18 protein-coding genes are annotated in these 23266 nt (G+C 65.1%); 13 read left to right on the top strand and 5 right to left on the bottom strand.

Going from position 1 to position 23266, the window contains the following annotated elements; genetic code table 11:
- Positions 1-232: 232 nt before the first annotated feature.
- The 13 genes from FFS45_RS14950 to FFS45_RS14890 all read left to right on the top strand — a co-directional run bounded on the left by FFS45_RS14950 (position 233) and on the right by FFS45_RS14890 (position 16771).
- Entirely contained in the window at positions 233-1837 is a 1605-nt protein-coding gene (locus FFS45_RS14950; protein ID WP_137955429.1) for an ABC transporter substrate-binding protein, read from the top strand.
- A gap of 12 nt (positions 1838-1849) precedes the next feature.
- Positions 1850-2830, top strand: coding sequence for an ABC transporter permease (locus FFS45_RS14945; protein ID WP_137955428.1), 981 nt, complete (start codon positions 1850-1852; stop codon positions 2828-2830).
- A 57-nt stretch (positions 2831-2887) separates the two neighbouring features.
- Positions 2888-3871, top strand: a complete 984-nt coding sequence (locus FFS45_RS14940; RefSeq protein WP_137955427.1) for an ABC transporter permease — start codon at positions 2888-2890, stop codon at positions 3869-3871.
- A 9-nt stretch (positions 3872-3880) separates the two neighbouring features.
- Positions 3881-5593, top strand: a complete 1713-nt coding sequence (locus FFS45_RS14935) for an ABC transporter ATP-binding protein (protein WP_137955426.1) — start codon at positions 3881-3883, stop codon at positions 5591-5593.
- 5 nt (positions 5594-5598) lie between these two features.
- On the top strand, positions 5599-6669 hold the full coding sequence (locus tag FFS45_RS14930; RefSeq protein ID WP_249362787.1) for a sulfate ABC transporter substrate-binding protein: 1071 nt from the start codon (positions 5599-5601) through the stop codon (positions 6667-6669).
- A gap of 2 nt (positions 6670-6671) precedes the next feature.
- On the top strand, positions 6672-8456 hold the full coding sequence (locus FFS45_RS14925; RefSeq protein ID WP_137955424.1) for a SulP family inorganic anion transporter: 1785 nt from the start codon (positions 6672-6674) through the stop codon (positions 8454-8456).
- Between the two features lie 366 nt (positions 8457-8822).
- Positions 8823-9563 (top strand): ABC transporter permease subunit, encoded by a 741-nt coding sequence (locus FFS45_RS14920; protein ID WP_249362795.1) that lies wholly within the window; start codon positions 8823-8825, stop codon positions 9561-9563.
- Positions 9560-10276, top strand: coding sequence for an ABC transporter ATP-binding protein (locus FFS45_RS14915; protein ID WP_137955422.1), 717 nt, complete (start codon positions 9560-9562; stop codon positions 10274-10276). The genes FFS45_RS14920 and FFS45_RS14915 overlap by 4 nt, the downstream gene beginning before the upstream one ends.
- Positions 10277-10335: 59 nt before the next feature.
- Positions 10336-11331: an NrtA/SsuA/CpmA family ABC transporter substrate-binding protein gene (locus tag FFS45_RS14910; RefSeq protein WP_137955421.1), complete on the top strand. Its 996-nt coding sequence runs from the start codon at positions 10336-10338 to the stop codon at positions 11329-11331.
- A gap of 54 nt (positions 11332-11385) precedes the next feature.
- The gene (locus tag FFS45_RS14905) at positions 11386-13050 is read left to right on the top strand and encodes an ABC transporter substrate-binding protein (protein ID WP_137955420.1); all 1665 of its coding nucleotides are present in this window, start codon (positions 11386-11388) and stop codon (positions 13048-13050) included.
- A gap of 33 nt (positions 13051-13083) precedes the next feature.
- Positions 13084-14001, top strand: a complete 918-nt coding sequence (locus tag FFS45_RS14900) for an ABC transporter permease (protein ID WP_137955419.1) — start codon at positions 13084-13086, stop codon at positions 13999-14001.
- Positions 13998-14891, top strand: a complete 894-nt coding sequence (locus FFS45_RS14895) for an ABC transporter permease (RefSeq protein WP_137955418.1) — start codon at positions 13998-14000, stop codon at positions 14889-14891. Before FFS45_RS14900 ends, FFS45_RS14895 begins: the two co-directional genes overlap by 4 nt.
- A complete protein-coding gene (locus FFS45_RS14890) occupies positions 14888-16771 on the top strand; it encodes an ABC transporter ATP-binding protein (protein WP_137955417.1) in 1884 nt (627 codons plus the stop codon). The genes FFS45_RS14895 and FFS45_RS14890 overlap by 4 nt, the downstream gene beginning before the upstream one ends.
- A 19-nt stretch (positions 16772-16790) precedes the next feature.
- Here FFS45_RS14890 and FFS45_RS14885 read toward each other — a convergent pair whose 3' ends face one another.
- The 5 genes from FFS45_RS14885 to FFS45_RS14865 all read right to left on the bottom strand — a co-directional run bounded on the left by FFS45_RS14885 (position 16791) and on the right by FFS45_RS14865 (position 23256).
- A complete protein-coding gene (locus FFS45_RS14885; RefSeq protein WP_137955416.1) occupies positions 16791-17942 on the bottom strand; it encodes an LLM class flavin-dependent oxidoreductase in 1152 nt (383 codons plus the stop codon).
- A gap of 9 nt (positions 17943-17951) precedes the next feature.
- Positions 17952-18902: a D-isomer specific 2-hydroxyacid dehydrogenase family protein gene (locus FFS45_RS14880; protein WP_137955415.1), complete on the bottom strand. Its 951-nt coding sequence runs from the start codon at positions 18900-18902 to the stop codon at positions 17952-17954.
- 232 nt (positions 18903-19134) lie between these two features.
- A complete protein-coding gene (locus FFS45_RS14875) occupies positions 19135-20367 on the bottom strand; it encodes a porin (RefSeq protein ID WP_137955414.1) in 1233 nt (410 codons plus the stop codon).
- 166 nt (positions 20368-20533) lie between these two features.
- Positions 20534-21721: an acyl-CoA dehydrogenase family protein gene (locus FFS45_RS14870; RefSeq protein ID WP_137955413.1), complete on the bottom strand. Its 1188-nt coding sequence runs from the start codon at positions 21719-21721 to the stop codon at positions 20534-20536.
- Positions 21718-23256: an amidase gene (locus FFS45_RS14865; protein ID WP_137955412.1), complete on the bottom strand. Its 1539-nt coding sequence runs from the start codon at positions 23254-23256 to the stop codon at positions 21718-21720. The genes FFS45_RS14870 and FFS45_RS14865 overlap by 4 nt, the downstream gene beginning before the upstream one ends.
- Positions 23257-23266: the final 10 nt, after the last annotated feature.

Here is a 23266-nt window from a genome sequence, read left to right as displayed (position 1 = left end):
CGCGTTATATCGATAGCAGGATGTGTTGGTTCATTAGCCAATCCGTCGTTGCTACGATCATCCTCTCCGGCTGCTCTCCCGAGCCACGACTGATCCCTCCCGACCTGTCCCTGCTGCGCGCTTGCTGCGCGCGGAGCCGGCTTTGCATTGTCCCGTGGTCCGGCGCCGCCCGGGCCGCGGCAAGCAACTTGCCTGATCACATCTCAACTGCTGGTGAAAGGAAGCGAATTAAATGGCTGGGCTGAATCGACGCGAATTTCTGCTTTCATCGGGCGCTGCATTGGCTGCTGCAAGCCTGCCCACGCTGGCGCTCGCTCAGGGCGAGAGCGCCACGCCGAAGCGCGGCGGTACGCTCAACGTGCTGATCAACCCCGAGCCGCCGGTGCTCGTGTCGATTTTTCAGACCACCGGGCCCGCGCTCGCCGCGAGTTCGAAAGTACTCGAAGGCTTGCTGGCGTATGACTTCGATCTGAACCCGCAGCCTCAACTGGCGACTGCCTGGGTCGTCAGCCCGGACGGCCTGAAATATACTTTCACGCTGCGCCAGGGCGTGAAGTGGCACGACGGCCAGCCGTTTTCGTCGGAGGACGTGGCGTTTTCGATCGATCTGCTCAGGTCGGTCCATCCGCGCGGACGCAGCACGTTTGCGAATGTGACGCGAGTCTCCACACCCGACGCACGCACCGCCGTGATCGAGTTGTCGAAACCCGCGCCTTACCTCCTCAAGGCGCTGTCCGCCGGCGAGTCGCCGATCGTGCCGAAGCATCTGTATGCCTCGGGCGATCCGCTCAGCAATCCTCACAACAATGCGCCCATCGGTACGGGGCCGTATCGCTTCAAGTCGTGGACGCGCGGCGCCAATATCGTTTACGAGCGCAACCCGGACTACTGGGCGCCCGGCAAGCCGTATATCGACACGCTCATCTTCAAGGTCATCCCGGATGCCGCCGCGCGCTCGGCGGCATTCGAAACGGGCGCGCTGGACCTGGGCGGCGAGAACCCGGTGCCGCTGACCGACTTGCCGCGTCTGACGCAACTGCCGCAGCTCACGGTCGAAACACGCGGCTATCGGTTTCTCGAGCCGCTTTCGGAAGTCGACTTCAATCTCGATCATCCGATCCTGAAGGACTTGCGGGTGCGTCAGGCGATTGCCCATGCGATCAACCCGCAGGTCGTACAGCGCACGATCGCTTACGGCTATGCCGACATTTCACCGACGCCCATCACGCCGGCCTCGCCGTATCACGATCCAAAGCTCGCGCCGTATGCGTTCGATATCGAGACCGCGGAAAAGCTGCTCGATGCCGCGGGCTATCCGCGCAAGGACGGCGGCGTGCGCTTTAGCCTGACGCATGACTTCCTGCCTTACGGCGACCTCTACCAGCGCCAGGCCGAGTATGTGAAATCCGCCTTGTCCAGAGTGGGTATTGATGTCACGGTGCGCTCGCAGGATCTGCCCGCGTTTCTCAAGCGCGTCTACGCGGACCGCCAGTTCGATTTCACGAGTATCGGCGTGAACACGCTGTTCGACCCGAGCGTGGGCGTGCAACGCCTCTACTGGTCGAAGAATATCCGCCCAGGTGTGCCGTTTTCGAACGCGCCGCATTACAGCAATCCCGAAGTGGACCGCCTGCTCGAAGCCGCCTCGGTGGAAACCGACGAGAGCAAGCGCGTCGCGCTCTACCAGCAGTTCCAGCAGATCGTCTATCGCGACCTGCCGATTCTCAATCTGGTCGCGCCGCGCATGATCACGCTCGCCAACCGGCGCGTGCACAACCATACGGTGACCGCTCAGGGCCTCGAAGGCAACCTGGCCGACGTGTATCTGAGTGCCTGACGAGGAGCCGCCATGAGCCGACGTTTGCGTTTCAGCACGATTGCGCGGCGCACCGCCTGGCAGGCATTGCCGACGGTGATCGGCATCGTCATCCTGAACTTCTTCCTGCTCAAGCTGATGCCCGGCGACGCCGCCGACGTGATCGCTGGCGAGTCCGGCTCGGCCACAGCGGAAACCATGCAGGTGCTGCGCGCGAGGTTCGGTCTCGACCAGCCGGTCGTGCACCAGTTGTGGTCGTATCTTTCGCACCTTGCGCACTTTAGCCTCGGTTACTCCCCGCGTTACGACATGCCGGTGATGCAGCTGATCCTCTCGCGCCTGCCGAACACGCTGGTGCTGATGGGCGTGGCGCTCTCGCTGGCGATTGTCGCCGGTGTTGTGCTCGGCGCGGTAATGGCGCATTGGGCCGGCAAGTGGCCCGACCGTGTGCTCTCGGTGCTGGCGCTGCTGTTCTATTCGACGCCGGGTTTCTGGATCGGCCTGCTGGCCATCGTGCTGTTTTCGGTGCACCTCGGCTGGCTGCCGAGCGGCGGCAATCTGACGATCGGCGTGCAACTGCATGGCTGGGCGTACTTCGTCGACGCGCTCAAGCATGTGCTGCTGCCGGCCGCCACGCTGGCGACGTTCTTTGTCGCCATCTATGCACGCCTTACGCGCGCCGCGATGCTTGAAGTGCAGCGGCAAGACTTCGTACGCACTGCCCAGGCCAAGGGCCTGCATCCCTGGCGGGTGACGGTGCGCCACGTGCTGCGCAACGCGCTGATGCCGCTGACCACCATCGTCGGCATGCACTTCGGCACGCTGCTTGGCGGCGCGGCGGTCACGGAGACGGTGTTTAGCTGGCCCGGTCTCGGACGCCTCGCGCTGGATGCGGTGATGGCGCGCGATTTCAGCGTGTTGCTCGGGGTGCTGCTGCTCTCCTCGCTGCTGGTGATCGTCGCGAACGTGGTGGTGGATCTGCTGCAGGCCTGGCTCGATCCGCGCGTCGCGTGAGCGCGCTTGCGTGGCGTCCAGGTTCTGTCGAGCTTTTGTTTCGTTAAGAGGCATTGAATGGCTTCCGAGTCTCCAAACGTGATTTCAGCCGCGGGCGATGTGCCCGCGGCAACGTCCCCATGGCGCCGCCAACTGGGCGGGGCGTTGTTTGGCCAGCGCGGCGCATCGTCGGACCCGGCCGGTAGCGACGCGGGGCGTGGGGCGGGGCGCGGCGTCTGGCGCTCGCTGCTGCGCAATCCGTCCGCGCTGGCGGGGCTGGTGCTGCTGACGGCATTCATCCTGCTCGCGCTGCTCGCCGGCCGCTTCTTTCCCGGCGATCCGCTCGACATGGTCGCGGCGCCGTTCGAATGGCCGGGCACCGACCCGCAATACTGGCTCGGCACCGATTCGCTCGGCCGCGACGTGGCTGCGGGCATCGCTCACGGCACGCGCGTGTCGCTGCTGATCGGCGCATCGTCGGCCGCGATCGGACTCGTGATCGGCACGCTGGTCGGCGCAATCGGCGGCTTCTTCGGCGGCATCGTCGACGATCTGCTGGTGCGTGTGACCGAATTGTTCCAGACGGTGCCGTCGTTTCTGCTGGTGATCGTGATCGTCGCAATCGGCCGGCCGAGCGTGACGATGATCGCGCTGGCGATTGGCGTGGCGTCGTGGCCGACCGTCGCGCGGATCGTGCGCGCCGAATTTCGCACGCTGCGTAACGCGGATTTCGTGCTCGCGGCCCGCAGCCAGGGGTTCAGCAATGCGCGGATCATCTTCGGCGAGATTCTGCCCAATGCACTGCCGCCGGTGATCGTGACCGCTTCGGTGATGGTGGCGACTGCGATCCTGATTGAATCGTCATTGTCGTTTCTCGGCATGGGCGACCCCAACGCGGTGAGCTGGGGCAGCATGATCGGCGTGGGGCGCGATTCGCTGCGCACGGCGTGGTATCTGACCGCGATCCCGGGCGTAGCCATCGTGCTCGCCGTGCTGGCGCTGAACCTGCTGGGCGACGGCCTGAACGACGCATTGAACCCGCGACTGCGGCAACGGACCTGAGGGCGCGACGTGGCAAACCTGCTGGAAGTACGCGACCTGCGTGTAAGTTTTGGTGCGCACGAAGCGGTGCGCGGCGTGAGCTTCGATATCGCGGCGGGCGAGACGCTCGCGCTGGTCGGCGAATCGGGCTGCGGCAAATCGGCAACGGCGCTTTCGCTGATGCGGCTCGTACCGCCGCCGGGGCGCGTGTCGGGTAGCCTGCGCTTTGACGGCGCGGAGTTGCTCGACCTGCCGGCGCGCGAAGTGCGGGCCATTCGTGGGCGGCAGATCTCGATGATCTTCCAGGAGCCGATGACGTCGCTCAATCCTGTGCTGTCGGTCGGCGCGCAGATTGTCGAAACGCTGCGTCAGCACGAAAGCCTGTCAAAGCGCGATGCCTGGAAACGTGCGGTTGAACTGCTCGACCTCGTGCAGGTTCCGGAGCCGCAACGGCGGGCCTTCGACTACCCACACGAACTCTCCGGCGGCCAGCGTCAGCGCGTGATGATTGCCATGGCGGTGGCATGCCGGCCGCGTCTTTTGATCGCAGATGAGCCGACCACGGCGCTCGACGTGACAATCCAGGCGCGCATTCTCGAACTGCTCGGCTCGCTGCGGCGTGAGTTGTCGATGGCGTTGCTGCTGATTACGCATGATCTGGGTGTCGTCGCGGAGCATGCGGATCGTGTTGCCGTGATGCTGGCAGGCGAGAAGGTGGAGGAAGCGCCGGTGGCACAGCTCTTCACGCAACCGCAGCATCCGTACACGCGCGGGCTGCTCGGCGCCTCGTTGAATCTCGCCGACGATCTGCATTACCGCGGCTGGACCTTGCCTGAAATCCGCCATGGCGTGGCCGACGACGGCAAGCCGAGCTTCGCCGTCGTGCCGCGAGCGGCGCGTACCGGCCAATACGTGGCCGACCCCGCGCCGGGCTTCTCCGCCCTCAGCGATCCACCGCCGTTGCTTGCGCTGCACGACTTGCGGATCGACTACCCGCAGCGGCACAGCAAAGCCACGCTGCGCGCGGTCGACGGCGTATCGCTGCAGATTGCCCGCGGCGAAACGGTCGGGCTGGTCGGCGAGTCCGGTTGCGGAAAGTCGACGCTCTCGAAAGCGATCCTGCGTCTCGTGCCCGCCGCCGGCGGCGAGATTCGCCTGCGCGGCACGGACCTGGTGCCGTTGCGCGAGCGCGACTTGCGACCGCTGCGGCGTCATGTGCAGATGGTGTTCCAGGACCCGTATGCGTCGCTCAATCCGCGCCGCACCGTGGCGGAGATTCTGGACACTGTGCTGGTGGTGAACGGCGAGCTCGACCGCAACGCGCGCCGTCAGCGCGTGAGCGCCATGCTCGACCGGGTGGGTTTGCCGAGTTCGGCGCTGGGCCGCTTCCCGCACGAGTTTTCCGGCGGACAGCGACAGCGGATCGGCATTGCGCGGGCGCTCGTGCTGGAACCGGACCTGCTGATCTGCGATGAGCCGGTGTCGGCGCTCGACGTGTCGATCCAGGCGCAGATTCTCAACCTGCTGGTCGAGCTGAAGCGCGATCTGGGTCTTGCCTATCTGTTCATCTCGCATGATCTCTCGGTGGTGCGCTACATTGCCGATCGTGTTCATGTGATGCAAAGCGGCCGCATCGTCGAGAGCGGACATCATCGCGAGATCTGGCGTCATCCGCAGCATCCCTATACGCGCACGCTGCTCGACGCCATTCCGGGCCGGGCCTTCGATGCACAGGCGGCCTAGGGGCGATGATGAAACGCCTGCCCCTGCTCAATCTTGCCGCCGTCGCCGGTGTGGTTGCCGCCGTGGCCCTGATCGGTGTCAAGAACGTTCAGGGGGATACGACGCATGAGATTCTCAATGTGTCGTACGACCCAACCCGCGAGCTTTATGGCCAGCTCAATGCGAAGTTCGTGGCGCAGTATCAGCAGGAGACCGGGGTTCGGCTTCAGATCCAGCAGTCGCACGGCGGTTCGTCGCGCCAGGCGCGCGCGGTGCTGAGCGGCGAGAAACAGGCCGACGTGGTCACGCTCGGCCTGTACTCCGATGTCGACGCGCTGCGCAAGCACGGCCTGATTGCCGATGACTGGGCTGAACGCCTGCCGCATCATTCGCAGCCGTACTACTCGACGATTGTCTTCGTGGTGCGCAAGGGCAACCCGAAGCATCTTCATGACTGGCCGGACCTGATCGGGCCCGGCGTCGAAGTGGTCACACCCGACCCGAGAACTTCCGGCAATGGCAAGCTGAGCGCGCTCGCCGCCTGGGGGGCGGTGACCACGCGCGGTGGCAGCACCGCCGCGGCACGCGATTATCTGCGCTCTCTGTATCAGCATACCCAGCGCCTCGATGCCGGCGCACGCGGCGCGGCGACGGCCTTTGCCATCGAGAAGGTCGGCGACGTGCAACTTGCCTGGGAGAACGAAGCCCTGCGTGAAGTGGCCGATGCACGCGACGAACTGGAGATCGTTTATCCGCCCGTCAGCATTCTTGCGGAGCCCTACGTGGCATGGGTGGATGTCAATGTTGAGCGTCATCGCAGCGAGCGCTATGCACGCGCTTACCTCGAGTTTCTGTTCAGCGATACAGCGCAACGGATGATTGCACAGGCCGGCTACCGGCCCTATAAACCGGAGATCGCCGCGCAGTTCTCCGCCACCTTGCCGCCGATCAAGCTTTTCCCGGTCACGGCAATCGCACGCGACTGGGATGACGCGAACCACACCTTCTTCGACGAAAACGGCATTCTCGACACAGTCTACAGGCCGGCCGACGGCGTGGCGGACTCGCCCATCACCAGGACTCGCGACAGAGGATAGCCATGGCGCTGGCCGGCAATTTCAACTATGACTGGAACAAGGGCAAGCGCGATCTGCTCGCAGGCCTGACGGTCGCGGCCATTTCACTGCCCCAGGGCATGGCCTACGCGCTGATCGCCGGTGTCGATCCGCGTTTTGGTCTCTATTCGGCTGTGGTGGTCACGTTAGTGGCGTCGCTGCTCGGCTCGTCTTCGCACCTGATCAACGGTCCCACCAGCGCGATTTCGCTAGTCGTGTTCAGTGCGCTGGCGTTTCTCGATCCGAACGCGACCTCGGATATCTACGAGGCGATGTTTCTGCTCGGCGTGATGGTCGGCATCATCCAGATCGGCATCGCGGTGTTCAAACTCGGCGATCTGACGCGCTATATCTCGGAGTCGGTGATTCTGGGCTTTATGGCGGGCGCGGCTGTCCTGCTCGCGATTGGTCAGATCGGCAATGCGCTCGGCGTGCGCGAGAAGGGCACGGGCCATCAGCATGTGCTCTACCGGCTCTGGCTGACCGTGGTTCACGGCGATCCGCTCAATCTGAAAGCGCTCGCCATCAGCGCGGCGTCGGTGCTGCTGGCCGTGCTGCTGCGCCGCGCGGTGCGACGCTACCGGCTGCCGCAGCTGGATATGTTCGTGACGTTGTTGATCGTCGCCACGGTTGCCTTCGGCCTCGGGTGGTCGCGGCCTGGCGAGGGCGGGCGCACGGCGATTGCCGTGATCGGTTCGCTGAAAGCCGGCCTGCCGTCGCCGCACATTCCCGAGATCCATTGGAACTGGATCGGCCAGCTTTCGTCGAGCGCGGTGGCGATCGCGTTTCTCGGCCTGCTCGAGGCGCTGTCGATCGCGAAGTCGATTGCGCACCATACGCGTCAGCCGCTCGACTACAACCGGCAGTGTCTTGCCGAAGGCGTTGCCAACCTGGTGGGAGGCTTCTTTCGCTGCCTGCCCGGTTCGGGTTCGCTGTCACGCTCGGCCATCAACTACCAGGCGGGCGCGGTGACGCGCTTTTCGGGTGTCGTGACGTCGGTCGCGGTGGCGCTCGCCGTGCTGGCGCTTGCCCCGTTGACACGTTATATCCCGAAGGCGGCGCTCGCCGGCCTGCTGCTCGTCACCGCAGTGCGTCTCGTCGATATCGAGCGTCTGCGCTATACGCTGCGTGCCTCGCGCTATGACGCGGGGCTTGTCGTCGTCACGACGCTGGCTGCGCTGCTGATCGGTGTCGAGTTCTCGATCCTGATCGGTGTGGCGCTGTCGATCCTGTTGTTTGTGCCGCGTGCGGCACGGCTGAAGGTGACAGAACTGGTCGTGAGCCCGGAAGCCGTGGTACGCGAACGGCAATCCAGCGATCCGGATTGCACCGCGGTGGCCGTATGGGACTTCGAGGGCGAGTTTTTCTTCGGCGCAGCGCCCGAGCTGGACCGCTATTTTGACAAGCTGAAGGAGCGGGTGCAGCAGCAAGGCGTTCGCTACCTGGTCTTGCGCTTCAAGCGGGTGAGAAACCCGGACGTCGTTTGCATCGAACGGCTCGAGCATTTTTTGCGCGAGGCGCAAAAGGACGGTCTGGTCGTGCTGCTCGCCGGACTGCGACCCGAATTTCGCACCGTGCTCGGCAATCTGCGCTTTACCGCCTGGTATCCGGCGGAGCGATTCTTCCCGGAAGAGGACGAGACGTGGTCGGCGACCGTTCGCGCCGTCCGATACGCGTATGCATTGCTCGGCGAGGCGAATACCTGTCCTCACTGCGCCGGCCGCACGCAGCCGCCGCAGCGCGTGGCGAATCTTTACTACCTCGTTTAAGGCGCTGCCGCGCGGGGCCGGCTGGTGGCGCGAACCGCTTCGTCGCGGCACCTGCTATGCATATAAGAATTATGTGGTTTCCGCATTTTATCTTTTGATTAATATGTGAAGCGGTATCGGTCGCTGCGCTGCTGCGTGGGCTGCATCGGTAAGACGCGCGGCTCGCGCCACTCGCCTGAAGTGTCTCGGGCGCAGACGATCAAAGGAAATATCGCGATGGCTGAAACTTTGGGGCGCCCGCCTGTGCCGGCTGACTGGCCCGAGGCTGGGGATTCTGCAGCAATCCGGCAGGAGTCCGTGGCGCCGCGGGCAGGGCGCTTGCGGCGCCTGACCAGCGAGCGCGCGCTGCGGATCATCTCGTGGTCGATGCCGCTCGCCGTGTTTGCAATCTGGGAGTTGCTGGCGCGCTGGGGGGCGTTGTCGCCCCAGGTGCTGCCCGCGCCAACCCGGGTTGCGCAAACCGCCTTCGAACTGGTGAAGCACGGCCAGTTATTGCCCGACCTCGGCGTCAGCCTGTTGCGCGCAGCGAGCGGCTTCGTGATCGGAGGAACGCTGGGCTTTGCGCTTGGCACCGCCGTCGGTTTCTCGCGGCTCGCCGAAGCCTTTCTGGATCGCAATATCCAGATGTTGCGCGCCGTGCCGTTTCTCGCGGTGTTGCCGCTTGTGATCGTGTGGTTCGGCGTCGGTGAGGTTGGCAGGATTTTTCTGGTCTCGCTAGGCGTCATGTTTCCGATCTATATCAACACCGTGTCCGGCATCCGCCAGGTCGACCCGAAGCTGATCGAGCTCGGCCGCGTCACCGGACTGAGCACTTCGAAGCTGATTCGCCGGATCGTGCTGCCGGGCGCCTTGCCTTCGGTGCTTGCCGGCGTGCGCTATGCGCTGACGACCGCCTGGCTCGCGCTGGTCGTGGCCGAGACAATTGCAACCACGAGCGGCATCGGTTTTCTGGCGATGGACGCACGCGAGTTCCTGCGTACCGATGTGATCGTCATGACGATCGTGATTTACGCGCTGATCGGGGTGCTCGCCGATACGATCGCCCGTGCGCTGGAGCGGCGGCTGCTCGCGTGGCACAGCAATTACGCACGCGGAGCGAAAGCATGAGCGCCGTTGAACCGGCCGTCGTGGTGCGCAACCTGCGGCGTAACTATGGACAGCGAACCGTCATCGATCGCCTGAATCTGCAGATCGGCCGCGGCGAGTTCGTGGCGCTGCTCGGTGAGAGCGGCTGCGGCAAGACCACGCTGTTGCGCGCTCTGTGCGGGCTCGACGCGATCGACGGCGGCAGCATCGACGGCCCGCGCCTCCCCGCGGTGGTGTTCCAGGAGCCGCGTTTGCTGCCGTGGGAAACCCTCTGGCGCAATGTTTCGCTGGGTCTGCCGGACGCCGGGGCCAAGGCGCGCGCGCAGCTTGCGCTTGGCGAAGTCGGCCTTGCCGATCGTCTCGAAGACTGGCCGCGCAACCTCTCCGGTGGCCAGGCGCAACGTGTCGCGCTGGCTCGTGCGCTGGTGCAGGAGCCGCGCCTTCTGTTGCTCGACGAGCCGTTCGCCGCGCTCGATGCGCTGACCCGCATCAAGATGCACCGCCTCATCAAGCGGCTGGTCGAGCGTCATCAGCCTGGTGTCCTGCTGGTGACGCACGACGTCGACGAGGCCATCGCGCTGGCCGATCGCGCGCTGATCATGCGCAACGGTGCGATTGCCGCCGAGTACCGCGTCTCCCACGAAGCGAATGCGCAGCGTGGTCATCGTGACGCTACGGCTTTGCGCGAGGCGCTGCTGGCGGAACTGGGGGCGGCAGCCGAGTCCGACGCCTAGCGCTACCGGTTTGAGCATGCACAGTCTTTTCGAATCACCACTCTTCACTGCACTCATTCATGTCCACGCTCCTTGAACCGTCGACGTCACGGCTATCCCGGCGTCGCTTCCTGCAAACCACACTCGCGGCGGCGACGCTCGCTACCGGGCTTGGCGCCTGCGCACGCCGCAGTACCGATACCGTGCGCCTCGGCTGGGGTCTCGGAGGCCTGCCGCAACTCGCCAAGGAGCGCGGCGAATTCGTCAAGCTGCTGGCGAAGGACAACATCAAGGTCGAATGGATCGGCCCGTTTCCGAACCATGCGCCGTCGCTGCAGGCTGTGACAGGCAATAGCGCGGACTTCGGCTTCGGCGGCAGCACCACACCGGCGCTGGCCGCGATGATCGCGGGTTCGCCGCTGGTGTTCACGCAGTTTTGCGTGGTCGATCCGCGCACCACCGCGGTGATCGCGAAGGACGGCTCCGGTATCAACCGCGTCGAAGATCTGGTCGGCAAGACGGTTGCGGTGAACCGTTCCGGGCTCGGCGAGTTCCTGCTGCTGGCCGCGCTGGAAAAGCATCGCGTCGACCGTCATTCGGTCAACATCGTCTACCTCAATCCGCCCGATGCGGCGCCGGCATTCGGCCAGGGGAAGATCGACGCATGGTCGATGTGGAGCCCGGGTGTCGACATTGCACGTGACCAGTACAAGGCGCACAACGTGTTTCTCGAAGGACGCGATCTGGACTTCCAGATCGACTTCAATTCGTATGTGACCCGGCGTCAGTTCGCCGAGGACAACGCTGCGCTGGTCAAGGCGGTCAACGCGGCGTATGCAGCCGAAGCGCAATGGGCATCGGAGCATCCGGCCGAGACCGAGGCGATCGCGCAGCAGAAGGGTGGCTACAGCATCGAGGTGCGCGACACGCTGGCTGCGCTCAAGCGCACTTACACGATGCACAGTGTCGAGGACACCGCATTCCTGAAGACGTTCCAGACGGCCGCCGACTGGCTTTCCGCCCGCAACGTGCTGCCGCAGAAAGTCACCGTGACCGACTATCTGGCGAAAGTCTGAAGCGCCTTCTGTTTGCGCAAAAGTTATCCGCTCTCTTTACAGGAATCGCAGTCGATGAATTCACGATTTCCCCCGCTGCTCTCCATGGCTGCCGCAGCCGTGGCACTGCTTTCGGCACTGATGCTGACAGGTTGCCAGAAGAGCGTCGCGAATACGGAACAACAGGCGTCCACACACCCGGTCTCAGGCGGCTCGCTCACCTGGGGTGTGACGACCGAGCCGGTATGCTTCGATCCCCATCAGGCCTCGCAGCAAAACGCCTTCTTCCTGATCCGCAACTTTGTCGATTCGCTGATCGCCAAGAAAGCCGACGGCAGTTATGGCCCCTGGCTGGCGAAGTCATGGCAGGTCTCCGCCGACGGCAAGCGCTACACCTTCACGCTGCGCGACGACGTCACCTTTACTGACGGCAGCCCGTTCAATGCGCAGGCGGTCAAGACGAACTTCGACTACATCATCAAAAATGTGAGCACGACTTCGGCCTCGGCTTCGCTGCTGGTGCAGTACGACCACACCGAGGTCGTCTCGCCGACCGTGGTGACGATCGTACTGAAGCAGCCGGATTCGACGACGCTCGAATCCCTCTCGAGCGTGAAGCTCGGCTTTCTTTCGCCGAAGGCGCTGGCCTCGAATACCGATCTGTGTGCAGGCGGCCCGGGTCTGGTGGGAACCGGACCGTTCGTGTTCCAGCGCTACCAGCGCGGTCAATCGGCCACCTTCGTGCGCAATCCGCATTACAACTGGGCGCCGGCCTATGCGCAGCATCAGGGGCCGGCCTATCTCGACCAGGTGACGTATCGTTTCCTGCCCGAAGCATCGGTGCGCACGGGGGCGCTCAGTTCCGGCCAGGTCGACCTGATCGAAGGGGTTCAGCCGACCGACATCACGGTGTTCGACAAGGTGGAGGGCTTCCAGTATCTGACCGGGCCGTCCTCGGCCACGTCGTTCACGCTGAACATCAACTACACGGCGGCGCCGGCCGACGACGTGCGCGTGCGGCGCGCCATCCGCGACGGCTTCGATCTCGACGCGATCGTCACGAGTGTCTATCTGGGCACCGTGCGGCGCGCCTGGTCGGACATCGGTCCGGACAATGCCGACTACGACCCGAGTCTGAAGGGCACGTGGGGGAACCACGTCGCCGAGGCCAACAAGCTGCTCGACGAAGCGGGCTGGACCCAGCGCGACGCCGACGGCTTTCGCACCCGCAACGGCAAGCGCCTGAGCATCGAGGTCGGCTACCCGCAGCCTTATGTGCGCGACAGCCGCGACGTGCTGATCCGCGCCATGCAGTCCGAGCTGCGCCAGAACGTGGGGCTCGATCTGCGGCTGCATATCAACACGGCGGGCGACTTCGCCAACGAAAAGGCCACCGGCATCTGGAGCATCTACCCGAACACCGACAACCCGTCGGATGTCGCCATGGAGCTGTGGGACATGCTCGGCGACAAAGGCTTCCTGTACAACGCCATCCGCAACCCGGACCGTACCATCGTCACCGAGATCAACCAGGCGCGCCTGTTGCCGGTCGGCCCGGAGCGGCGCGCCCTGCTGGCGAAGATCCAGCAACGCGCGGTCGACCAGGCGTTCATCGTGCCGCTGTTCGCCCCGGCGTATCACCTTGCGGCGAAAAGCACGATCCATGGCATCGCGTTTGAACCGGGCCTTGATTCGCCGACCAGTTCTTACGACCTGTGGGTCTCGAATACGGCCGGCTAGGGCCTCGTTGCCGAAGCGCTGAGCGGAGATACGATGCTGAAGAAAATTCTCGTGCGCGTGCTGACCAGCGTATTGGTGCTGTGGCTGGCCGCCAGCGCCACGTTTGCGGCGATTCACGCGTTGCCCGGCCGTATCGAAGACGTGCTGGCCGGCGATCTGTCCTATCCCGGACTGCGCGAGGCAATCAGCGCGCAATGGGGACTCGACCACAGCCTCGGCTGGCAATACCGCCACTTCCTCGTGCGCTTGCTGCACGGCGACCTGGGGACGTCGTACGTGATGCAGCAGCCGGTCACGGAAGTGCTCGGCAGCCAGGTGTGGCCGACCGTGCAGCTTGCGATAGCGGCCGGTTTGCTGGCTTTTGCCATCGCCGTAACGGTGGCGACGCTGACCGCCGGGCGCGGCGCCTGGAGCATTCGCATTGCTTCCGTGCTGGAACTGGCCTTCACGTCGACGCCGGTGTTCTGGCTAGGCATGCTGTTGCTGATCCTGCTGTCGTTCCAGTGGCGCGTCTTCCCGGTTTCCGGTGCGGCGGGCTGGCGCTCACTCGTGTTGCCGGCCGTGACGCTCGCGTTGCCGACGGCCGGCGTTTTGTCACAGGTGATGCGTGAGGCGCTCGAACAGGCGCTCGACCAGCCGTTCGTCACGACCATTCGTGCGCGCGGGCTGGGTGAGTTCGCCTTGCGGGTGCGGCATGTGTTGCGGCACGCGCTGTTGCCGGTCGTCACGCTCGGCGGCTGGTTGATCGGCAGCCTGCTCGGAGGCGCCGTGATCACCGAGAAAATGTTCGGACGGCCCGGCATCGGCACGGTGACGCTGAACGCGGTGATGTCGCAGGACTTGCCGGTGGTGCTGGCGGTGGTGCTGCTGGCCGCCTTTATCCATGTGGCGATTTCGACGCTGCTCGATGTCGCCTACCTGTTTATCGATCCGAGGCTGAATACCCGATGAGTGCTTCCGATTCCGTCCGGCCCGAACTGATCGCTGGCCGCGATACGCAAGCGGGCGCGGGCGTTCCCGCTGCACGCCGGCGCAGAATCTGGCCGCCCGGCGTGATCGCCGCGGTGGTGTTCCTCGCGTTGCTGGCCTTCGCGCTCGCGCTGCCCCGCTGGGTGACGCACTACGACCCACTGGTGAGTGCCGTCACGCAAAGCCTGCAGCCGCCGGACGCGGCACACTGGTTTGGCACCGACCGCATCGGCCGCGATGTGTTCGCCAGGGTGATCTACGGGGCGCGCTATTCGCTGTTGATCGGGCTTGCGAGCATGATTGTCAGTCTCGCGATCGGCCTCGTCTTCGGGATCGCGGCCGGGCTCGGCAACCGGTGGATCGATGAGCCGGCGTCGCGCGCCTTCGACGTGCTGTCGGCGTTTCCGTCCATCCTGCTGTCGCTGTTCGTGGTGACGTTTCTCGGGCAGGGCATTGTCAACATTGCGATTGCCGTGGGCATTGCCGGCATTCCGAAGTTCGGACGCGTGGTGCGCAGCCGCACCCAACTGGTACGTCGTGCCAACTATGTGACGCATGCCGTGACTTCCGGGCTCAGCCGCCGGCAGGTATTTTTCCGGCATCTGCTGCCGAATGTGTTGAGCGCCGTGCCGGTCATTGCGACCATCGATATCGGTGCGGCGATTATCGCGGTGTCGGGGTTGAGCTTCCTTGGCCTCGGTCCGCAGCCGCCGACACCGGAGTGGGGTGTCATGCTGGCGGAAAGCCGCGATGTACTGCGCGTCGCGTGGTGGCCGAGCGTGTTCCCGGGACTGGCGATCACGTTGACGGTGATCGCGTTCTCGGTGCTCGGCAAGTATCTGCAACGCAACTTCGAGGGGCGCACGCGATGACGGCGGCTACGGAGCGGATAGAGCGCAGGGAGCACGACAGCGTGCTACGCAGGCGAGAATTCAGTGGCTCACGGGATAAGCCGGAAGCGTCGCCCGGGACGGACGGGGTTGCCGGGATCACCTCCGCGCAACAGCCGCTCGTTGAGATTACGGGGCTCAACATCGGCTTTCGCCATGCCAACGGCGGCGCGCCGCTCGTGCGAGGCGTCGACCTGACACTTCATGCCGGCGAATGCGTTGCGCTGGTCGGCGAGTCGGGCTCGGGCAAGAGCTTGACTGCACGTAGCCTGCTCGGCCTGGCGGGCCACGATGCGGTAGTCGAGGCGGCGCGCTTCCTGATCGGCGGGCGCGACGCATTGAAGTTTCGCGAGCGTGACTGGCGAGCCTTGCGCGGCACATTCGCGGGCCTCGTGATGCAGGACGCGCAGGTGTCGCTCGACCCGCTGCGCACGATCGGCGCGGAGGTCGGCGAGGTGATCGCGCATCACCGCTTGCTGCGCAGCCGCAGGGAGATTGCGCAGCGGGTGCAGCAGGTGATGGCCGACGTCGGCATTCCCGATCCGGCTCAGCGGGCGCGGCAGCATGCCCATGAGTTGTCCGGCGGCTTGCGGCAGCGCGCATTGATTGCCTCGGCGGTGGCCGGTCAGCCTGCGCTGATCATTGCCGACGAGCCCACTACCGCGCTCGATGTCACCGTGCAGGTGCAGGTGTTGGCCGTGCTCGAAGAGCGGCTGAAGCAGGGGGTGGGCGTGCTGCTGATCAGTCATGACCTGTCGGTGGTGGCGGGTATCGCCGATCGTGTGCTGGTGATGCATGACGGGATCGTAGTCGATGCCGGGACATACGACGAGGTGCTGACCAGCCCGCGCCATCCGTACACGAAGCAACTGCTGGCCGCGCGGCCCTCGGCCGGCTCGAAAGGATACCGGCTCGGTTCGGCGCGCTTCGTGGCGGGTACGGATGAGGTGCGGACGCCCGGCACGGAGCCGGGCGTCGCGACACCAGGCGGCGCGGTTTCCATCCTGCGCGAACCGTTGCCTGTGCGTCATCGCGATACAAGCCGAACCGTGCTCGATGTAGAGGGGATCGGCAAGCGCTATCGCCGCCCGGGCGCGGATCCGAAACAGCGCTTCACCGCGCTCGAAGACGTATCGTTCACGGTCGGCGCAGGCGAGGTGGTCGGCATTGTCGGCGAGTCCGGTTCGGGCAAGAGCACGTGCGCGAACATCGTGCTGGGCCTGCTCGAACCCGACGCGGGCGAGGTGCGCCTGCTCGGCGCGAAGTGGAACGGCCACGAGGTGCGCGAGCGCGATCGCACGCCGTTGCGGACCCGCTTGCAATACATCCCGCAAGATCCGCTCAGTTCGTTCGATCCGCGCTACACCGTGCGGCGTTTGCTCGAAGAGAGCCTGTTCACCCAGGGCCTGTCGAAGCAGCAGACGACGGAACGCGCGGTTGGTTTGCTCGAACAGGTGGGACTGTCGGCGGCTTTTCTGGACCGTCGTCCGCCGTCGCTATCCGGCGGGCAGCGTCAGCGTATTGCGATTGCCCGGGCGCTCGCGCCGGAACCGGCGTTGATCGTATGCGACGAACCCGTGTCGGCGCTCGATGTGTATGTGCAGGCGCAAGTGCTCGACCTGCTCGGCGAATTGCAGGCTAGGCTAGGCACTGCGCTGCTGTTTATCTCGCACGATCTGGACGTGGTGCAGCACATCAGCGACCGCGTGCTGGTATTCAAGGAGGGGCGGCTGATCGAGCAGGGCGCGCCTGAGCAGGTATTCGGCAGCCCGGTTCATCCGTACACGCGCCTGCTCGTGTCGGCGGTTCGCGGAAGCGGGGCGGCGGCTACTGCGCTTGCAGAAGCCGACACGGTTTCCTGAGCGATTCCGCTGCCAGGCGTCAGACGTGGGCCGGATGCCCGGCGTCACGGTTGGCGGTGTGAGCGCTGTGGGCGCCGTTGGTGTCTTCACCGCCTGCTTTAGCCTGCACCGCCGCGCGAACCAGCGGCAACAGATCCCGTCCATACGACAGCGCGTCCTCGAGCGGATCGAAACCGCGAATCAGGAACGTCGTAATCCCGAGCCGGTGATATTCGAGCAGCGCCTCGCTAACCTGTTCAGGCGTGCCGACCAGCGCCGTGGAATTTCCCGCGGCCCGTGTCAGGGCGGTGATGCCGGTCCACAAGCGCTTGTCGACCACGGCGCCCTTGGCCGCTTCCGCGAGCAGGCGTTGCGACCCGACGTTTTTCGGCTCGCTCGGCCGGCGCGTGAAGTTCGGTGAGCGCGTCACCACCTCTTTGGCGCGCTCCAGAATCGATTCCGCTCTCGCCCACGCCTGCTCCTCGGTCGGCGCGAGAATTGGCCGCAGCGACAGGCTGAAGCGTATCGTCTTGTCCCGTCCGTAAGGCGCCGCCGCGGCGCGCACGCGAGCGATCGTATCGGCAACCTGGTCGAGCGATTCGCCCCACAGCGCATACACGTCGGCGTGCTTGCCGGCGATACGGATTGCCGCGTCCGACGAGCCGCCGAAGTAGACGGGCAGATGCGGCTGCTGCAGCGGGCGAATCTGCGACTTATGACCCGTGACGCGGTAGTGGCGCCCTGCGTGGTCGAACGGCGTCTCGCTGGTCCATGCGCGCTTGACCACGTCGAGATATTCGTCGGTGCGCTCGTAGCGCTCGTCATGGTCGAGGTAATCGCCGTCGCGCTGCTGTTCCGTATCGTCTCCACCGGAGATCACGTGCACCGCGACGCGTCCCGCGCTGAAGTGATCGAGTGTCGCGAACTGCCGGGCGGCGAGCGTGGGCGCCACAAAACCGGGGCGGTGCGCGAGCAGGATGCCCAGGCGCCGCGTTTGCTGGGCGACGAAGTTGGCAATCTGAAAGGCGTCCGGCGATGCACTGGAATGCGCGATCAATACGCGGTCGAAGCCGCCGTACTCATGAGCCTGCGCCACCGCTGCGATCCATGGCGGGTTGAGCGCCGGCCCCTGCGGCAAATGGATTTCGCTCGATTCCTGGTGGCTGACGTAGCCGATAAATTCAACTGTCATAGCGTGCTCCTAGTAGCCTTGATTGATATCCACGACGTCTTCGAGCGCCTTACCCGACGTGAACGAGGCAAAGTTGCGCGCAAACTTGCGGGCCAGTTCGACCGTATTGCGCGGGCCGATCGCCGAGGTATGCGGCGAGAGCCGGATACGCGGGTGGGTGTAGAACGGATGGCCCGCCGGCAGGGGTTCCGGTTCGGTGACATCGAGTGACGCGGTGCCGACGCGTCCGTCTGCGAGCGCGTCGAGTAGCGCTTCGTCGTCGATCAGCGAACCGCGTGCGACGTTGATCAGGTGCAAGCCCGGTTTCGCACGGGCTAGCAGCGCGCGATCGACAATCCCACGCGTAGCCGGAGTAGCCGGCGCGGCAAGAACAAGGTGATCGGCACGTTCGGCCAGTTCGCCGATATCGCCGGCAAACTGCACGCCGCCGCTGCCGTTCGAGGCAGGCTGCGCCTGGCGCCGCACCGCCAGCACCTGCGCGCCCAACGCCAGGGCTTTCTGCGCGACTGCCTGGCCGATTGCGCCGAAGCCGAAGATGCCGACCGTGCTGCCCTCTACGGTCGCAAGCGGCGTCATGGCCCATTGATCGGCACCATGAATCCAGATATCGGGAAAGCGCTTCGCACTGGCGAAAATGGCGGCCAGCACAAATTCGGCAATGGTCGCGGCCGATGTCCCGCGTGCGGTGGTGACGGGCGGGCCGTCGAAGAACCAGCGCGGATAGAAGTCGATCCCCGAGGAGCCCAGTTGTACCCACTGCAATCCGAACGGCCAGCCGGGCGGCGGGCGCTCCGGCGCCTGTGCGCCGCGCACGATGATCGGCGCGGCAACGAGAATCGAGGTTGTGTCGGGCAGTTCGGCCGGTGTGCCGCGCGGGACGCTCAGCACGCGTATGCCGGGCAGCAGCGCGCGTATCTCGTCGTTAAAGCTTTCACCGAGTTGGCTGGCAATTGTCACCATGACCGGTTACCGCGCCGCGGAGTGCTGGAGGAAAAGTAGATGCTTCATCATAGGTACCGGATCGCAGAGGCAGGAAGAGGCAAAAAGAGGCGCAAACATGCGGGAAAAGCCACGATACGCAAGCGTCTTTTATAAATCAAACGCATTGTTGTGCTTTGCAAATATGCGATGTTGGAATGCGCGAGAGAGGCGAGGCGCCTCGTTGCGAGGTGCCCCGCACCGGTTTGCCGGCTTAGAACAGATGCCTGATGCCCGCCGATACTGCGACCTGTTTGCTGGTCGCGGAGGGGGACAGATAGCCGATGTCGGCCACCGCGGGCCGGCCGAGCGAATCGGTTCCGCTCGCGTGCTGGAAGGCGCCGGTCACGTAAAGGTCAGTCGCCTTGGATAGCGAATAGCCCGCCTCGAGGTTGAACTGTTCGTACTTGGCGCTGCCTTTGTCGCCCACGCTGCCCCCGGTCGTGTAGTCAAACGAGGTGCCGACACGCAGGAACGGGGTGACCTGATAGCGCACGCTCAGACTCCCCGTTTGCAGCGTGGTCGAGCCGCTGTATCCGAGCGTATCGAGCGAGGCGGTGGTGCCGAGCCCGCGGAATTGGGTGTTCGAGTACGCCGCGCCCAGGATCGCCGGGCCCGCCGTGTAGGTGGTCGCCACCGAAATGGTTTGCTGCGTGTTGGCCGAGGCGAATCCCGCAATCGCCGGGTTGGACTCCGCAGACGTTGCCGAGCCCGCCGAGCCGAGGTTGTTGCCCGTCGCACTGGCGTTGGCATTGGTGCCATAGAGCGAGTTGTTCGGGTTGCGTGCATTGAGAATGGATGCGGCGAACGCAAAGGAGCCGCCTGTGTACGCCGCGCCCGCGGACCAGAGCTGGTTTTGCGTCACGTTGCCGGCGATGCCGCCCACGCTGTACAACGCTCCAAAGCGGAAACCGCCGTACGAATCCGATAGATACTTGAGCGAATTGTTGATGCGGTGGGTGAAGTTCAGATTGTCGTAGTCGGCCGGGTGGATCGTCAGATTGCCGCCGTACCAGATGAACAGGAGCGGCGAGACGAATTCGACGGAGGTGTCGGCCTGGCGCCCCAAACTGAATGTGCCGTAGTGCTCGGCCGAGAGTCCGACCCACGCCTGGCGGCCGAATTCCGTGCCGCCTTGCCCCAGGGTGCCGTTGTTGACGCTCAGTCCGCTCTCCAGCTGGAATAGCGTCTTGATGCCGCCGCCCAGATCCTCGACGCCCTTGAAGCCCCAGCGGCTCGACGATATCCCCGAGGTTCCGCTATCCAGTAGCGCGACCTGTGAGCCGCCGCCTACCGGCTTCCCGGACTTGGATGTGGCTGCCGTCTGGACGTTGTTCACATAGGTCACGTCGCCGGTGACAATGCCGTACAGCGTGACGCTGCTTTGGGCGTGAGCCGTTCCCGCCAATAGGGACGAGACGCTCAGCGCAAAAAGTTTACGTTTCATAGGAGTTCGAAATAATTAGCGAGAAGTTTTATATGAGAAATGTCCTTCGCAAGGCAGCGAGCGACGACCTATTCTCTAAATATTAGAAATAATCGGTCAAGATAATTTCGCCAAATAAATCAATTGATTTGAGCTAGGGATAGATCGCCGCTGATGATATGGATATCTAAACAGACCGCAGCGCGGCTCGCCCCGCATTGCCGCGCAGCAGGCTGTTGGACGGCGCGTGGATGCGGCCGCACAGGACGTCGCGATGGTGCCGCTCCAGCGGATTGCGTCGTGCGATACCGTGGTTGCCGGCGAGTTCGATTGCCAGTTCCACGGCTGCAACGGCGTTGTCGATGACGACGTGCTTGACGGTGGCGGCGAGCGAATCGGGCGCCGTGCCGGCATCGAGGGCTTGGGCATGGCTGCGCAACAGCCAGTCGTTGGTCGCGAGCAGGACTTCGATCCGGCCCACGGCGTCCTGCACCGTCGGCAGACTGGCGAGCGAATCGCCGCCGAGCGCACTCGGACGGCGCTGATTGAGGAACTCGACTAGCCAGTCGCGGGCGGCGCGGGCCACGCCGTCGTAGACCGCGCTTACCAGGCTGAAATACCAGGCGGTGCTGTAAGGGTCGCGCTGCACCCCCAGGCTGGCGGGTTTGAGCGCGACCACGTCGGCCGCGGGAATCGCAGCATCCACCAACAGCACGTCATGGCTGGCCGTGGCGCGCATGCCGACCGGGTCCCAGGTTTCCACGATCCGCACGCCGGGCGCCTCGCGCGGCACCAGAAAGTGACCGAGCCGCGGTTCGTCCTCGTCGGTGCGGGCCAATACGTTGATCCACGACAGAAGAGGCACGCCGGTGACGTAGATCTTGCGGCCGGACAGGCGCCATTGATCGCCGCTGCGGCGCGCAATGGTGTCCGGCAGGCCGCCGTAGGAAGGCGAGCCGAGCGCCGGTTCGACCTGAGCGGCGTTGATGAGCGCGAGGCCTTCGACCGATTCACGCGTGAGACGGGCGATGAGATGAGCGGGCCAGTCGCCCGCGTCCGTGCGTTCGGACTTCGCGATGGCGGCGTGCTGGCAGTAGTGCATGGAAAGGATCAGCGCGACCGAGGGATCGCCGTAGGCGATCGCGCCCACCACGGCGCGCGCCACGCTCAGGCCGGCGTTGTATCCGCCACGGTCTGCGGCGATATTGAGCCTGAGCAATCCGGCGGCTTGCAACGCGTCGAACTGGGCGGCGGGCGGCGCGCCGCTGCGGTCATGCTCTGCCGCGCCGGCGGCGAACTGCCTGCCGAGTTCGGCGGCGCGCGCGATCAGCGTTGGGTGTGCTGCGGCGTGGCGGTCGTGAGGCAAGGTGCTCATCGTGCCGCCGAGGCTTCGTACCCAGGGGGAACCAGGAAGCCGCCATAGACCGCTTCAAGCAGATGCGCGAACGCGATCGGCGTACGGTCTTCGAACCACGGCCCGACAGCCTGAGCGCCGATCGGCAGGCCCTCGTCATCGAGACCGAGCGGAAAGCTGGTGGCGGGCAAGCCTGGCAGAACCGGCAAGCCGGCCCAGTGGAACAGGTCGGCAAAGCGCACTTGCCGCACGCCATCCGGGAAGGCCACGGGGTACGTGCGACCGTCTTTCGGCTCTTCGTGATTGTGGCGAAAGGCCGGCACCGGTGCGACCGGCGTGACCACCACATCGAACGATTCGAACAGCCGCTCCCACTGATGACGCAAGGCAAGGCGCTGTTCGTTCGCCGCGAGCCAGTCGCGATGCGATAGCGTTCGCGCTCGCAGCCAGGCGGCATCCGCGCTTTCGTCGGCGGGGTCCAATGTCGCAAGACGCTGCTGGGACGCTGCGCTCAGGACCGGCAGCTCCGTGAGCGAAGCGCCGAGCAGCGAGCGGTAAAGCGCGTGCGATCTGGGCAGGTCGGGCAGCAGACCCCTATGCGGGCCGTCATGCAGGTCGGCCGCGCGGGTGACTTTCACGCCCTGGGTGCGCAGCCGTTCGACCACGTGTTCAATCACCTGCCGCTCGGATAGGCTTTGCGCGGTGCCGGGCCACGCCCCGATGACGAGCACGCGGAAGTCTGCCAGCCGCGTGTGGCGCGCGGGCGGCAAGGTGACGCGCCACGCCTTCGAGGTGAGCGGGTCGCGATTGAGCAGCAGTTCGAGCGCGAGGTCGAGATCGGCGGCCGTGCGCGCGAGCGGACCGGCCACGCCCATATCGCGTCCGCTGAAGCGTCCCGACGGCACGCCGCTGCCTCGTCGTGCGACGAGATCGTAGCTCGGCTTGTGGCCGTATACGCCGGTGAAGTGAGCCGGGATGCGGATCGACCCGCCGATATCCGAACCCAGTTCGAGTGCGACATAACCGGCCGCCAGCGCGGCTGCCGAACCACCGGACGAACCGCCGGGTGTGCGGGCGAGATCCCACGGGTTGTGAGTGAGGCCGTAGTTGGCGTTGTAGCTTTGCAGGTCGGCAAGGCCGAGCGGTACGTTGGTCTTGCCGATAATCACCGCGCCGGCCTCGCGCAACGCAGCTACGGCCAGTGCATCGTGCTCGACGCGATTGTCCGCGTATGCCGGGTTGCCGCTCGAAGTGACGAGTCCTGCCACATCGAAAGATTCCTTGACCGTGATCGGCACGCCCAGCAACGGGCGGCGTTCGCCACGCGCGAGCGCCGCGTCGGCTTCGCGGGCAGCGAGCCGGGCGCGCCCGTCGTCGCGCACCACGACTGCGTTGAGGGCACGGTCGAAGCGCTCGATGCGCGCGAGGCTATGCTCGAGCAGCGCGAGCGCCGAGACGCGGCCCTCGGCAAGCGCACGCGCCTGCTCGCGGGCGCTCGCGAAAGTCAGCGCGTCGAGCTCGGCTTGCCTGGGGTTATCCAATGGGTGTTGGCTCATGGTTCGATAC

The sequence above is a fragment of the Burkholderia sp. 4M9327F10 genome (assembly GCF_005503145.1).
Lineage (GTDB): Bacteria > Pseudomonadota > Gammaproteobacteria > Burkholderiales > Burkholderiaceae > Paraburkholderia.
Note: the sequence above shows the minus strand (reverse complement) of the source record. Positions and strands in the feature narration are given on the sequence as shown.

Bases quoted from the DNA above. Each gene is read 5' to 3' on its own strand.
- FFS45_RS14905 (WP_137955420.1), top strand. From the start codon at position 11,386: ATGAATTCACGATTTCCCCCGCTGCTCTCCATGGCTGCCGCAGCCGTG.
- FFS45_RS14890 (WP_137955417.1), top strand. From the start codon at position 14,888: ATGACGGCGGCTACGGAGCGGATAGAGCGCAGGGAGCACGACAGCGTG.
- FFS45_RS14945 (WP_137955428.1), top strand. From the start codon at position 1,850: ATGAGCCGACGTTTGCGTTTCAGCACGATTGCGCGGCGCACCGCCTGG.
- FFS45_RS14885 (WP_137955416.1), bottom strand. From the start codon at position 17,942: ATGACAGTTGAATTTATCGGCTACGTCAGCCACCAGGAATCGAGCGAA.
- FFS45_RS14865 (WP_137955412.1), bottom strand. From the start codon at position 23,256: ATGAGCCAACACCCATTGGATAACCCCAGGCAAGCCGAGCTCGACGCG.
- FFS45_RS14950 (WP_137955429.1), top strand. From the start codon at position 233: ATGGCTGGGCTGAATCGACGCGAATTTCTGCTTTCATCGGGCGCTGCA.
- FFS45_RS14875 (WP_137955414.1), bottom strand. From the start codon at position 20,367: ATGAAACGTAAACTTTTTGCGCTGAGCGTCTCGTCCCTATTGGCGGGA.
- FFS45_RS14915 (WP_137955422.1), top strand. From the start codon at position 9,560: ATGAGCGCCGTTGAACCGGCCGTCGTGGTGCGCAACCTGCGGCGTAAC.
- FFS45_RS14870 (WP_137955413.1), bottom strand. From the start codon at position 21,721: ATGAGCACCTTGCCTCACGACCGCCACGCCGCAGCACACCCAACGCTG.
- FFS45_RS14900 (WP_137955419.1), top strand. From the start codon at position 13,084: ATGCTGAAGAAAATTCTCGTGCGCGTGCTGACCAGCGTATTGGTGCTG.
- FFS45_RS14925 (WP_137955424.1), top strand. From the start codon at position 6,672: ATGGCGCTGGCCGGCAATTTCAACTATGACTGGAACAAGGGCAAGCGC.
- FFS45_RS14940 (WP_137955427.1), top strand. From the start codon at position 2,888: ATGGCTTCCGAGTCTCCAAACGTGATTTCAGCCGCGGGCGATGTGCCC.
- FFS45_RS14880 (WP_137955415.1), bottom strand. From the start codon at position 18,902: ATGGTGACAATTGCCAGCCAACTCGGTGAAAGCTTTAACGACGAGATA.
- FFS45_RS14930 (WP_249362787.1), top strand. From the start codon at position 5,599: ATGATGAAACGCCTGCCCCTGCTCAATCTTGCCGCCGTCGCCGGTGTG.
- FFS45_RS14920 (WP_249362795.1), top strand. From the start codon at position 8,823: ATGCCGCTCGCCGTGTTTGCAATCTGGGAGTTGCTGGCGCGCTGGGGG.
- FFS45_RS14910 (WP_137955421.1), top strand. From the start codon at position 10,336: ATGTCCACGCTCCTTGAACCGTCGACGTCACGGCTATCCCGGCGTCGC.
- FFS45_RS14895 (WP_137955418.1), top strand. From the start codon at position 13,998: ATGAGTGCTTCCGATTCCGTCCGGCCCGAACTGATCGCTGGCCGCGAT.